We start from the raw sequence: 12,473 nt of genomic DNA, 5'->3' as shown, positions 1-12,473 counted from the left end.
TTAGTGTAAGGATAAAGCCAATTTGATATAATGATATAAAACAATCATTAATCTAATTAATTATGTCAAATTACAACGCACTATTAGCCAAAGCTTCGTATGTTGAGCATGGACAAAACAAAGAAATCCTTAATGGCTGGAAATTTGAAGAGGTAGAAGGTGGAAAATACATCGTTACCCGTAGTAACGGTACGAAAGTCGAACCACCTTCCGCCTCTGAAGAAGCCAGTAATGATCACTGCCTCCTGAAAGTTGGTGATGAATTACCAAAAGTCGGTGTGATAGCACAAGATGAAACTGGAGACTTAATCATTGGTGACTACAAAATTCAAAAAGGTAAAGATTTGCTTTTTGGATGGAGCGCTAAGAAAAGTACAGGTAAGTCTTACAAGGTAACGGATCCAAGTGGAAAGCAACACATTGCTAAAGTTGGTGAGTACTTCATTCCAATGAATGGAGTTATAGAGCTTGATGACTTTGGTAACATAGCTGTCCCTGGTGGCAACTCCATTCGTGTGCTAAAGAAAACTTACGAAATAGAATTAAAGGTACAGAACAAGCGAGAAAATGAGGGGTTTTCTTGCTATATAAACATTAAAGAAAAAAATAAATCAACAAACGGTAAGGATGGCACGAAAGGTGTTTTTTACCCTGCAAAAAAAACTAAAGCTGCATACTTCACTGAGCTTTACGGTGGAGAAGAAATTATTACTGCATATTTCCACCCTACCGCTGAAATAAATAAAGTTATCACTGAAACTCTTACTCATGAACAAGCGTTAAAAGTTAAAAAAATTAAAGAAAAAATCAATATCGTTTTATCTGAATGCAAGCAGTTCAATATAGATCCTAACGAGCACCAGGAATATCATTTTCTTAGAGAAGAGCTGTTAGATATCAATAAAGAGTCCAAAAAATACCCAATGGATGTAACCACTGGGTATAGAGCTTTCGGATTGCAGCCTGTTAAAGAAAAAAATCAAACAACTGGTTACTCAAGATAGCCTTTCATGAACGCAGCCATGCCTGTTAGTTCTTCCTCACCAGAAGCCTCAATTTGTTGAGGCTTCTCTTTTGGCTCAACCTCTGATGGTTTAGGTTCAACATCCTTCTTATCTACAGAACCATTTGTCCATCTAGCCAATATGTCAGCAGGATCTTGCTCATCAGATATTACGTCAGACGCTTTTCCTTTTTTGATCTGCTCGATACTTTCCATGAACTTTGATGAATAGTCATCTTGAATATCTTCCTGAGGTTCGATTTCCTTTTCTTCTTCAGTGAGGCGTAGATCTTCATCACTTGAATTATCAGTAGTGTTAGGCTCTTCAACACGTTCATCTAGATTATCAGTAGAATCAGACTCTTCAATGCCTTCATCTGAATAATCAGTAGAATCAGACTCTTCAACTTGTTCATCTAGATTATCAGTAGAACCATATTCCTCAACACCTTCATCTGAATTATCAGTAGAATCAGATTCTTCAACGATTTCACATGAATCGTTACGTACTTCTATTGGTTCTTGATCTTGTACAAATGAGTTTTCAGGGGATACATCAACAATTCCCTCGGGGTTTGTATCTTCGTGATTGCCCGATTGAGTTGTTGATAACGAATCTTCTAGCTCGACTAGAGAACCAAAATCAACATGAGTGACAGTTGATTCAGTTTGTATATGATCATCTAAAGTCTGGATTTTATTTTCATCAACGTCATTTATATTTACATCTGTTGAATTAATGCCTTCATTATTATTTGAATCACTTTTAGATTCAGCATCTACGTGACATTCATCGACAAAATTTTCTTCATCTGAAATATGTGGAGAAGTTGAATCTTGAGATGGCTCTGATTGCTCCAGTTCTTCATCTGAGCTAAGTTCCGCTTCTACTTGGTTTTCTGATTGTTTAACATGATTTACGATTCCATCCATCTCTTGTTCGCAATCTGTATCCTTGCCTAAATCTTTTTCATCAGAATCCGTTACAATTTCATCGATTATTTGAGAGTCTTCCTCTATTTCCATTTTATTGGATTTCATGTTTTCACTTGAAGAATCATCATCGTCATCATTATTGATTGGATATGAGTCATTTTCTATTAGTTTAACGGTGTCAGTTACTCTACCCTTTGAAGAAGTTGGCATATGTCCCTTATCAAGAAGGTACAGAATCCTTTGATTTCTAGTCATAGACATTCTTGATGGATCATTTCCAACCCAGTAGAACTTTTCAGTATCAGTGTTTATAGAGTCACTTGTCTCACCTCTAAGCAACAAAGACATCGTTCCGTCTTTAGATAGCCTCATGGGATGACCTAGCGGCTCTGACAGGGAATGCATTCTATCAAGGAGAACTTTTGTCTCATCGAAATTTTGAGGGTTTACAAAGTTGTAGGTTTTAGCTACAACCTTACAGATTTTGATATTTCCCTTAATCGTTGAATAAAGAGATTTGACCATTGGGTAAACATTTTTGGATGAATAATGCTTAGTTGTAAATTTTCCTGAATTCATCCTCTTTAAAGGAATAATATCAATCAAAAACTCATTACTCTTAAACGCAGTTTTTGCATGGTCTGAATCAAAATACATGTCTGCTGTTTGTTTAGCTGTTATATATTCTTTTGTTTTTGGGTTATATTTTTGGTACACCTCCAAATAGGAGTTTGGGATCACTTTATAGTCTTTTGTGAGCAAACGAATAGCAAAGCCACCAACCATTCCAGATTGAAACGTCTCATGTATTGATTGTTTTACATACTTTCTGGCTTCTTCAATTTCGCTACTAATAAAGGTTCTAATTTTATCGTGTGAATATATAATGCCAGGGAATGAAAAACCAGAATATTTAGCCATTTCAGTTTTGATGGAATCTATTTCATCATCTTCTTCTTTTTCTAATGCCACTTGAAGTTTTTCTGCTAATGACTTGTAGATCTCGAAATCTTTAGGAATAACCAATCGACCAAAACTTATTAATGGTTCATTACTATCCTTGTCTTCACAAAGGACAGTTGCCCACTTAGCAACATAGTTGGTTTCATTATTGTTGTAATCTTTCTCATCTAGAAAGCAACGGGTAAATAGGAGAACCCCTTCCCTTTTATCCTTACCGTTATCTTTCGTTGCAGTACAAGCCTGTTTAGCCTTTCTGTCATCACGGCTAAACTCTTTTATTGAAGGGCTATTTTCAGTTACTTTATCTAATCGAAGTTTAACATTTACAAGCTCACCTTCATGAGTCACACCTAAGACGCTATGAGAATTCTCAGCGCCTCTTTTATTATAAACTCTTGGGTAAAGTATGATATTCATATTATTTCTTAAATAAAAAAGTGGATATAAAATATATCCACTATGTTATTACAGTTGTCGATTTTTTTAAACTAATAAAAAACTAGAAGAGTTCAAGTTCGTCATCGTATGAACTAGCTTTTTCCTTAGACTCTTTTTCCAGTTCCTCTAAAACACCAGGCTCGGTTGGATCGAAGTTTCGCTTGGTTTCTTCATGAATGTTGTGAATCTCTTTCATTTCAACAACAGAGTCTTTAATTAATGATTCAACTGAAGATGCTAGGTTCGTGATGAAGCCATAATCAACATGGTTTTTGCTTCTTGTTACATTTAATCTTGTTGATGATTTAGATTGAGAGAAAATCTCTGGGTCTTCAGGATTTCCACCAAGCTCAACAAACTTCTTCATCAGCAGCTTACTGTCCACACTTGGTTTAGTTTCTGATGTAGAAAAGCTAATAGCTCCAACCTGAGTTTTCTTGCCTACAGGAGCGATGTTAACACCTTGGATCTGTAATAGCTCTTCAACTCTGCTACGAGCAGTTTTCTTCATCTTATCAGATTCTGAAGCCAGCTTATTGTATAAAGCATACTCAGAAATTGCTCCTTTAAGACCTGAAGGCATATCGTTTACTGTTTCGAATTCCTTATCGTAGGAAACAACAGGTACAATGCCCTTCTGAACGTATTCATTGTAGTAATAGTCACCGATGTCTTTAACGGCTAAACAAAGATCATCATTAATTGGTTCTACCGTTACCATACAAGAAAAATCTTCCACCGATAGAATAGCAGCAGCGCAATGATCGATTTTCACACCGTACTTGCCTTCAATGAATGCTTTATTTTGAGCCATAGCAGCTCGGCTTCCATCACCAATATCTTTATATGCAGCTTCAGCCTTTTCATGGTTTTTAGGGATTCTGAAATCCACCATCCAGACCTTATCAAACTTATCTTTGTAAAGACCGCCGATATTCGCAGACATCCAAGGGTATTCATCCCACGGCTCACCAGATTTAACCTTCGCCACTAGTGCGTCTAGCGGTTTAAGCTCATAGCGATGCATTTCTTTGAGGAATTCTCTCATCGCATCATCTTTCAATCTCATACTTCTCAATGCGGCATTAGGCATAGATTGTACGTTAGTCATTGCTAGTTTTTCTTGAACCACAGTAGAAACACTGTGAACATCATCATTACCATAACTTACAAAACCACCATTATGGGATACATATAAAACCCCCATATCGCGTGGATTGAAGGTCGAAAGACGTTTAATCGAATAGCGCAATGAATTCTCAACTTTCTTGGATAGTGACTCTGGAGTAAGAGATTTTTCTACCCTTTCAATGTCAAGCTTAAGGATTTCAGCGCCAGAACGAAGCCAGTCATCCATGATGTCTTCAGACACATGTGGAGCAACTTGCTTGAAGTAAGTCTTTAGTTCGTCAAATTTAATTTGCATTTACTTTTTCCAAATTTATTAATATCATTGCTTTCCTTAATATTAACACACATAAAATCAATTTCGTAATAAAAAATGAAATTTCACACACTGAAACTGTGTCCTTCAACGGACTTAAAAGCACTAATCGGCAAGTTGTCGCATGATGAATTTGGAAAAGCAATGATGTTGCTTTTTACGCTATGGGAGCACGGAGACGAACAATCTAATCTAGATATAGACTCGGAACATGTTCTAGCTATCTTCGGAAAAGCAGGTGATGCAGAAGATTTTGTTAGCAAGGTAAGCTCCATTGATAGTGACATACTTACAGTATCTCTAGACTTAGAGAGTTTAAGTAATAAGGTGTCTTCTTATTTTCTAGCTAAATTGCTAAAGAATGAACAGCTAGAGCAAGCAAAGCTTGCAAATCTTCGAATGCTTAATACTCGCTCTTCGCAACAAAGCAAATCTTTGTTCGATGCGATTAACAATGAAGATAACGAACTTGCTGTTAAGTATGTAGATCCTACCTTGGAAGTTCTTGGCGAATACAATGGTTGGTTGCCCACAAAAAGGTATGAAACCGAGGGGCAGGTATTCCGTGTTAGGGATAAGCACCTAGCACTTTTAAGGCAGGCATTTCCTGGCGTTGATGTTGACATGGAAATTCTTGACATATATGAGTGGCTTAGGGATAATCCGCTCCAAAGAAAGCCATTAGCAATGATGAACTCATTTATTCAACGCTGGTTGTCAAACTCGCTTACAAGTAGTGTTAATGCGCTAAATGAAAAAGATAAAGAATTCAATTTTGATGATCTACCTGTAGATTTTTAGGTAATAAATATGTCTATATCCGATACTGTTTATCAGTATATACAAAAAACAAAGAAAGTCGATAATAAATCACAAGATATTGTGTGTTTTACCTCTGTTGATGCAGAGTTGATTGTGGCTGAAATGCAAAGATACGGCATTACGGATGACAAAATTGAAAAATTTGTATGCAAATACCTTGAAGATCGAGGTGACACACCTCAGGCTTTAGATACAATTCTTGCTGCTGCAAAGCGTTACTCGTATCAGCCGTATGTCGCTGAAATGTTTAAAAGATTCAGCTCCTATTTTGAATCCTTTCGAATACCAAAAGAACCATCGAAAGTCACCGACTTGTTCAGGGAGTGGGTGGATGCATTAGAGCGTAAATCGATAAACCCAACTACAATACAAGAAAACTTGGATAACCTTTTATCTGGATGGACTGGCTCTTTCGCCCCTACTCCAAACCAGTTTGTGGATTTTTGTGAAAATTCTCGCGTAATCGTTAATCAGCAATTTGTTGCATTTATGCAGAGAATGTCCTTCAGGTATAAGAGATTATGGGATGACTCAGGTGTTTTTCGAGTGTTTTTATACAATGAATTTGTACAAAACAATCTGGAAAGTGTAGATTTCAAAGCATTAGAAATCGAAATTACAAAAGACCCAAGATACGTTGATTTTCCGCCGAACGTGTCTCATTTGATTACAATATCAAAGTCTCTCCTAATCGAAGGCTGTGTACCTCCTTGTAGGGCGTACAGTGTTGCAACAAACCCTAAAAATGAATTGCACAATAATTGGATTATCAAAGAAACAAGGCGAAGAATTGGCGGTTTCGATCTTAGAGTCGGTGAAATGTCAAAAATGAAAGCTAGATTTGATTCAATGTACGCGATTGTTCTTGATGAGGTATACAGCGGAAAGCTTACAGAAACACAAGCGAACTTGGCACCAGTTAAGCAAGACCTTCCTGACGGAGATCCAGTTAAGAGCGCAGAATTTTTTGCGAATCTGCTGAACGGGATTTAATATGAATGACTTACTATACAACGAATTAAAAAGATATATAAATTCAGTTGATTTTCTTGAATTCAATGGCTCTGTGAACAAAATCAGTCTGGAAATCATGTTTATAATCGCAAAGCATTCAAATAAAATGAAAAAAACCTTTGAAAATGATAGCTTGTATGATTATTATGTGTCTAATAAAAGAATTTTGGTTGATGAAGCTCTATCGATTGATTCGGGCAATACACAGTTTAGGAATAACCTTAACTACTACTTGAACACTAGATGTCTCAATCACCCTGGATTTAAAAGTGAACTGCTAGAAATTTTTATTTTTGAGCACATCATTTAAATAAACTAAACAACTAAATAAATTAAGGAATAAATATGTCTTTTAAACCATTTGGCGTTTTAAATGCTTTCATTTCAACAAAAAATGAGGCTTTCCAAAATCTATCTGCTGACAGTATCAATAAATGCCTAGAAAGCCTGCCTTTTAAGCGCGTATCTGGCAATGTTCGACACTATTCAGGTTGGGTTCCCCCACATTTTGACATGCAGGTTCTTGGTGCTGTATCAGAAGGAAATATTCTGATGGCGCTTAAAACTGAAGAGAAGAAAATTAATACTTCAGAGCTTAAAGAACTGTTGGATGCTGAGTTCGCAAAATTTAAGAAAGAAAACAATGTTGAGAAAGTGCCAAAAGACGAGAAATCTCAGATCAAGACTAAGCTTGAGAACGAGCTTCTTAAAACAGCACAGAGTAAGTTTTCAACCACTCTAGGATGGTTGTGTATCGCTGAAAAGCGCCTAATCCTAAACACTGGTAATATGAAGCAAGCAGAGCGATTCATTGACCTTCTAGAGCGCACAATCCAACTAACCGATAATGAGTTCAAAGGTTTTGAGTTTGCTCCACTACAAGTGGCTACAGATATCCCTCTTAAAATGACAGCTTGGGTTGAAGACACAAACACAATGCCAGATCAACTTGAGCTTATGAGTGAGTGTGTCATTCGCGAACCACAGCGTGATGGGCGTAAACAAGGTAAGATATCATATTCAGCTCAAGCGCTTGAAGGTGATCGTAACCTAGAAATTTATCTTGGCGAGAAAAATTACAGCGTTGTCAACCTAGCATTGTCTTATAGCAATGAAGATGAAGAAGTGAATGCGCGTATGAGCATTGACGAAAGCTTTATGATTAAGAAATTCAAGCTAGGATCATGCTTCAAGGAAATTCTTAAAGGCAATGAATATGACACGGAACTACAGCAGTTCGACACTGAATTCAACGCTTTCACAAAATACACAAATACCGTGCTAAACGGTGTTATCGAATGCTTTGGTGGTCTTGCTAAAAATGAAGAAATTTCTAGTCAAGGTTAAGAAGCCGATTGTTATATTGGGGCTACTTGTAGCCCCTTTTCTTCTTAATTCACTCCTTAAATCTAATCACAAAGCACCCATTTCTATTAATCTACTTAAGAAAGTAGATGGAATCTATGTTCATCAATGCAAAGGTTTGATGAGCGATGATTTAGTCATTACTGCCAGCCACTGTTTCACAGGTGATGATGAAGAGTACATTCCTCTCTATATACATTCAGGCGCAAAATACTACGAAGTAATGAAACCATTTTATGTTGGTAAATACACTGGCTTAACAGGTTCCGACATTGCCTTATCTGGAAAGTTTAGTTCTGAACTTATCGGTGAGTGTCAAGATTATGGATATACTGCAAATTACCTTAACATGTGTAACTTAACACCTAATGGTGATGGTTCTGCATATTATTCAGATAATTGTATTTACCCTAAGGGAATGAGCGGTACTGTTCTTGTAAACAAAAATCAAAAAGCTTGTTTAGTATATTCTGGTTTTTATGATATTATCGACAAAAATAAAAATTCAATAAAAAAAATAGGTGTTTTTAAACCTCTAAAAGGAATAAAAAATGAGTATGTTGATTGATGCTAACCCTGTAGATCTTAGAGCAGTGAGTGAATTCGTATCAAACTTTAAAACAAGAAAAGCCTACGTTGGCATTTTTAGTGATGGACTTGACCTCTCAAGCGTTACCAGTAAATTTGAGTCTATAGAAGATATGACAAGTGTTTACAGTAATTTACCAGTGGAAATCAATAAGTTCATCAATGGTTTTATTTTTTGCAATGACTTCTACCTGCTTTTTGGTAAAAATAGAGTTATTGGAAATGTAGCTGCAAGTGAATCGTATTCGGAAATGTTAAAACTTCTTCATCTTATAAGAGAAAAAAGTTTGAAAACGGAAATTAATTAGTTTAAGTTATAAAACAAAAATTATGAATAAAATTATGAATAAGATTATAGCTTTTACTTCTATTCTTCTTTGTTCTAATGCTATCGCCTCTGAAACCAATCCTTTCCTGCCATATCAGTATATTGAAGATAAATCGGCAATGTGTGAAAAGGTAGATCCAGTTGAGCAATCGCTTTCTGAAACAGGAAGAGCTTCCGTTAACCAAAATCTTGACTTCGTGGCTGAAGTAGATGGTGTCAAGATTTATTACGATTCAGCTAAAGACGTGTATGTAGAGATTTCTAATAATGAATAAAAATAAAGTTAACAAATTAAGTTTAATAATTGGTTGTATTCTGGCTGTTTCTACTTTGTCTGGTTGTACCTCGGGTAAATCTATTCCTAAATCATTGGAAGAAGCATTAAATCAGGACAAGATAACCAATAATGTTGTAAATGATTGGAAGAATGAAGAGCCTCCAATTCGATTTGTTCCTATTAACGACCTTTTAATTTTAGAGGAAGGATCCCCTATACCAGATAAGTTTTCTAATAAGAATATTAAGACTGGTTTTCGAGTTAGTGCTACTCTAAATGACCTGGTTCCAATTCTGAAGCAAAAAGGTTTGTATCTAGTTATGCCTGACGAAGCTATTAGAACCATGCCAATAGTAATGATTGACTTTGATGGTAAGCTTGGTCATTTACTGGATGCTTTTGAGGCAGCTTATGGCATCAACTTCAGCTACCATGCTGGCGATATTGTTACTGTTGAGAAGTTAACGTCTTACCAATTGCGAATTCCTCAAGATGATGTGATAGCCAAACAGATACAAAACGATCTTAAATCAATGGGTGCTGAAGAAGTAAGCTACTCTGTAAATGCGGCTACAATCTTCTATAAAGCTTCAAAAGCTAATCATCAGAAGATTACAACGTATCTTGATAGGCTGACAGTGAACACCAGCTTGGTTTCAATGCAAGTAGCTATCATAACAGTGCAAGTGAATAGGCATAAAGCTGAAGGCATTGATTGGAGTAAGTTTGGAATAAAAATTGGTGACGGCGTTCAAACTGGTGACACCATAACCAGTGATGATTCATCAGATGACTCGTCAGATTCTGACAGTGATAATAGCAATAGCACTAATCCTGCCGAAGAACTAGGAAGCTCAATTAGAGATGTTAAAGCAAATGCATCGATAACTGGTACATCGTCAGCCCTGGAGATCGGCAATGGAGAGTTTACTCTTTCAAACGTTATTGATTTCTTATCTACCTATGGTAAAGCTGAAACATCACAATCATTAATTATGAAAACCTTATCAGGTCGAGAAGTAATGATGAGTGTTGGTGATAAAGTTCCGTATATAGATGAGCTTAGTGGAACATCAGATACTGAATCCGATAGTGAGTCTTCAGATGTCTCTGTTACATACCTTGATTTAGGTACGAAACTACATTTGAAACCTTGGTTTGATGCAAAATCCCAGCTCGTTACAATCGATTTTGGCATGGAGATTAGCAGCTTAACTAAATGGGTAGAGCTAAATGCTGGTAATCAATTAGGAATGGTTTCTCAGCCTCAAACTCGTGAGCAGAAGTTTAGTGATGTTATTAAGATCATGGCTGGTGAGTCAGTAATCATTGGCGGTATTAGTTTTAATGAATATAGCGATGATAGAAATGCCCCATCATTTGCTGAAGATTCAGATATTGCTTATCAAAAGCAGAACTATTCTAAAAACAGTACATTTATAATGATCCGTCCAACAGTTACCATTTTTGGAAACAGATAAGAAGAAATAAAAATGAGTGAAGATAAAAAAGGCTTTTTAAGTCGAATTTTCAAAAGAAAAAACAAGCGCCAGGAGGCGCTTGTAATAGACGATTCTCCTACTCCTGATTCTTTTGCTGTTGATGATTCTAACTCCGATGCAAGCACTCCTGATGAAAACTCAGTCATCAATGTTAGTGACGAAAAACATAAGAAAGGTTTTTTTGCTAAAAAATCCAAGAAACAAGATAAGAAAAAGCAGACTAAAGAAAAGGAAGTCGTTGTTTCTGAGCCAATCGAGTTCTACATGGGTTATTATGCAAAAGTAACCAAAAAGGAAGTTAAGGAATATTTATTTAACTTTGCTTCAGCCAATGTAACGCCTATTGATAATGCTTTCTACAACATAGTTTCTTATGGCGAAGGTTATCTTTGGGAAATACATGAAGGCGGTTCAGGTCGCGGAGCTTTAACCTCTATTATAGAAGAGCTTGATGATTCAGATAGCGTTACCATAATCAAGGAAAACTTTTCATTAGCAGTGGTCAAGGATGAAGAGAAGATTTCTGTAGCTAAAATTAGTGCTGCTAACTTGAAGTACCACAAAGAAAACAAAAATATTGTTTTCAAAGATAAGATGAAGAAATTTACTTCTTCTGGATATGGATTCTTTGTCTTTAGTTTGATTATGCTTACAGCTTCATTCATTCTGCTTGGCGCTTCTATGGTGAACAGACAAGATGAAAAGAACAGAATCACTAATGAGCATCTATATGAGAGTAGGACTAAAAGCCCTATGCTCGAAATTAATAAGCTCAATAGACACATGACAAATGAGAATAGCGGCGTTTATGTGAAAGATATGCGTTATGTGGTTGCAACAAACACATGGAAGATCACTACATCCCCTACTCCAAATTATGATTCTATCAAGCAAAACGTTATTGATCGTGTTACTAAGAAAGAAGAAACGGTTGAAGAAGTAAAGGATTCAATTGAAGATCTAGAAAACACAATCGCTAATACTGAACCTAAAAAATCTAAGAAAGATGTTTTGAATAAATTAGCGGAGTAGATATGCCATTTTTAAAGAAAAACTTTTTCAAATTTGCTGGAACTCTGATTTTCTTCATTGCACTATCAGTCATTGGTCTTTCTGTATACCTTTTTTCCAATCCTGGTGTTGAGTATGAAGAAAAGGCTGTTGAAAAGTTTGCCTATGAGCAGTGTAAAAAAGAATCTGTAGAGCTTGGTTACGCTGTAACAGTCCATCCTAAGAGCAAGTACCTTATTTTGAAGAATGTCGGTCTTGAAGACTGGAAAGAAGAGCTTGCCAAGTCATCAATAGTTATCGAAAGGTGCAAAGGATTTACTCTTAGAGAGTACTGTATGGGTGAATCATGTAGGGCTTTTGGTGATAAAGAGCCTATGTCTGGAATAACATTCGCCCTTAAGCCAGCAAAAAAAGTCATTATAAAATAGTAAGTTAAATCAATCTTAAGCGAGCCTCGGCTCGCTTTTTTATTGTCTTAAAATAGTTAATTTTTACATTTATCAATAAATAATTTTTTTTACTTTGTAAATAATTAATAAAAAAGAGAATTAAGTTTGCTAAAAAAATTGTTTTTAATTATTTAAAAAAAATGGTTGCTAGGTCACATTATTAACAATATTATTTAGACATGTGATGAACATCACACAAAACAAAAAAACAAAACGAACAAATAAATAAATAAATAATAAAAAAGGTAATTAACAAATGTTTAACTTAATCATCTCAATCATCGCAATCGCTCTAGTTGTAGTTCTAGCAGGTGCTTCACTTTACTACGGCGG

Annotated in this window: 13 protein-coding genes; 11 read left to right on the top strand and 2 right to left on the bottom strand. The window is 35.9% G+C overall.

The window, feature by feature from the left end; translation table 11 throughout:
* Positions 1-62: 62 nt before the first annotated feature.
* Positions 63-1,004, top strand: coding sequence for a hypothetical protein (locus R7Q39_RS11430; protein WP_318076271.1), 942 nt, complete (start codon positions 63-65; stop codon positions 1,002-1,004).
* Here R7Q39_RS11430 and R7Q39_RS11425 read toward each other — a convergent pair.
* Positions 992-3,319 (bottom strand): hypothetical protein, encoded by a 2,328-nt coding sequence (locus R7Q39_RS11425; protein WP_318076270.1) that lies wholly within the window; start codon positions 3,317-3,319, stop codon positions 992-994. The genes R7Q39_RS11430 and R7Q39_RS11425 overlap by 13 nt on opposite strands.
* A gap of 82 nt (positions 3,320-3,401) precedes the next feature.
* Complete coding sequence (locus R7Q39_RS11420) at positions 3,402-4,766, bottom strand: hypothetical protein (protein ID WP_318076269.1); 1,365 nt, start codon at positions 4,764-4,766, stop codon at positions 3,402-3,404.
* Positions 4,767-4,841: 75 nt separating this feature from the next.
* Between R7Q39_RS11420 and R7Q39_RS11415 the strand changes: the two genes are divergently transcribed.
* The 10 genes from R7Q39_RS11415 to R7Q39_RS11370 are packed head-to-tail and all read left to right on the top strand — an operon-like array spanning position 4,842 to position 12,119.
* Positions 4,842-5,585, top strand: a complete 744-nt coding sequence (locus R7Q39_RS11415; protein WP_133297333.1) for a hypothetical protein — start codon at positions 4,842-4,844, stop codon at positions 5,583-5,585.
* 9 nt (positions 5,586-5,594) lie between these two features.
* On the top strand, positions 5,595-6,599 hold the full coding sequence (locus tag R7Q39_RS11410) for a hypothetical protein (RefSeq protein WP_318076268.1): 1,005 nt from the start codon (positions 5,595-5,597) through the stop codon (positions 6,597-6,599).
* Position 6,600: 1 nt separating this feature from the next.
* The gene (locus tag R7Q39_RS11405; RefSeq protein WP_318076267.1) at positions 6,601-6,930 is read left to right on the top strand and encodes a hypothetical protein; all 330 of its coding nucleotides are present in this window, start codon (positions 6,601-6,603) and stop codon (positions 6,928-6,930) included.
* Positions 6,931-6,965: 35 nt separating this feature from the next.
* Positions 6,966-7,967, top strand: coding sequence for a recombination-associated protein RdgC (rdgC, locus tag R7Q39_RS11400; protein ID WP_318076266.1), 1,002 nt, complete (start codon positions 6,966-6,968; stop codon positions 7,965-7,967).
* On the top strand, positions 7,942-8,553 hold the full coding sequence (locus R7Q39_RS11395; protein WP_318076265.1) for a hypothetical protein: 612 nt from the start codon (positions 7,942-7,944) through the stop codon (positions 8,551-8,553). Before rdgC ends, R7Q39_RS11395 begins: the two co-directional genes overlap by 26 nt.
* Positions 8,537-8,881, top strand: a complete 345-nt coding sequence (locus R7Q39_RS11390; RefSeq protein WP_318076264.1) for a hypothetical protein — start codon at positions 8,537-8,539, stop codon at positions 8,879-8,881. Before R7Q39_RS11395 ends, R7Q39_RS11390 begins: the two co-directional genes overlap by 17 nt.
* 34 nt (positions 8,882-8,915) lie before the next feature.
* On the top strand, positions 8,916-9,176 hold the full coding sequence (locus tag R7Q39_RS11385; RefSeq protein ID WP_045592770.1) for a hypothetical protein: 261 nt from the start codon (positions 8,916-8,918) through the stop codon (positions 9,174-9,176).
* Positions 9,169-10,659 (top strand): hypothetical protein, encoded by a 1,491-nt coding sequence (locus tag R7Q39_RS11380; RefSeq protein ID WP_318076263.1) that lies wholly within the window; start codon positions 9,169-9,171, stop codon positions 10,657-10,659. The genes R7Q39_RS11385 and R7Q39_RS11380 overlap by 8 nt, the downstream gene beginning before the upstream one ends.
* Before the next feature lie 12 nt (positions 10,660-10,671).
* On the top strand, positions 10,672-11,712 hold the full coding sequence (locus R7Q39_RS11375; RefSeq protein WP_318076262.1) for a hypothetical protein: 1,041 nt from the start codon (positions 10,672-10,674) through the stop codon (positions 11,710-11,712).
* 2 nt (positions 11,713-11,714) lie between these two features.
* A complete protein-coding gene (locus tag R7Q39_RS11370) occupies positions 11,715-12,119 on the top strand; it encodes a hypothetical protein (RefSeq protein ID WP_045592764.1) in 405 nt (134 codons plus the stop codon).
* The last annotated feature ends 354 nt before the right edge of the window (positions 12,120-12,473 follow it).

This window comes from Vibrio sp. 947 (assembly GCF_033339115.1).
Taxonomy (GTDB): domain Bacteria; phylum Pseudomonadota; class Gammaproteobacteria; order Enterobacterales; family Vibrionaceae; genus Vibrio; species Vibrio alginolyticus.
The sequence above is the reverse complement of the archived record's forward strand: the minus strand, read 5'-3'. Positions and strand labels throughout refer to the sequence as shown.

Excerpts from the sequence above, each read along its gene's own strand:
- R7Q39_RS11425 (WP_318076270.1), bottom strand. The coding sequence starts at position 3,319 with ATGAATATCATACTTTACCCAAGAGTTTATAATAAAAGAGGCGCTGAG.
- R7Q39_RS11415 (WP_133297333.1), top strand. The coding sequence starts at position 4,842 with ATGAAATTTCACACACTGAAACTGTGTCCTTCAACGGACTTAAAAGCA.
- R7Q39_RS11375 (WP_318076262.1), top strand. The coding sequence starts at position 10,672 with ATGAGTGAAGATAAAAAAGGCTTTTTAAGTCGAATTTTCAAAAGAAAA.
- R7Q39_RS11385 (WP_045592770.1), top strand. The coding sequence starts at position 8,916 with ATGAATAAGATTATAGCTTTTACTTCTATTCTTCTTTGTTCTAATGCT.
- R7Q39_RS11430 (WP_318076271.1), top strand. The coding sequence starts at position 63 with ATGTCAAATTACAACGCACTATTAGCCAAAGCTTCGTATGTTGAGCAT.
- R7Q39_RS11370 (WP_045592764.1), top strand. The coding sequence starts at position 11,715 with ATGCCATTTTTAAAGAAAAACTTTTTCAAATTTGCTGGAACTCTGATT.
- R7Q39_RS11390 (WP_318076264.1), top strand. The coding sequence starts at position 8,537 with ATGAGTATGTTGATTGATGCTAACCCTGTAGATCTTAGAGCAGTGAGT.
- R7Q39_RS11405 (WP_318076267.1), top strand. The coding sequence starts at position 6,601 with ATGAATGACTTACTATACAACGAATTAAAAAGATATATAAATTCAGTT.
- R7Q39_RS11380 (WP_318076263.1), top strand. The coding sequence starts at position 9,169 with ATGAATAAAAATAAAGTTAACAAATTAAGTTTAATAATTGGTTGTATT.
- R7Q39_RS11420 (WP_318076269.1), bottom strand. The coding sequence starts at position 4,766 with ATGCAAATTAAATTTGACGAACTAAAGACTTACTTCAAGCAAGTTGCT.
- R7Q39_RS11410 (WP_318076268.1), top strand. The coding sequence starts at position 5,595 with ATGTCTATATCCGATACTGTTTATCAGTATATACAAAAAACAAAGAAA.
- rdgC (WP_318076266.1), top strand. The coding sequence starts at position 6,966 with ATGTCTTTTAAACCATTTGGCGTTTTAAATGCTTTCATTTCAACAAAA.
- R7Q39_RS11395 (WP_318076265.1), top strand. The coding sequence starts at position 7,942 with ATGAAGAAATTTCTAGTCAAGGTTAAGAAGCCGATTGTTATATTGGGG.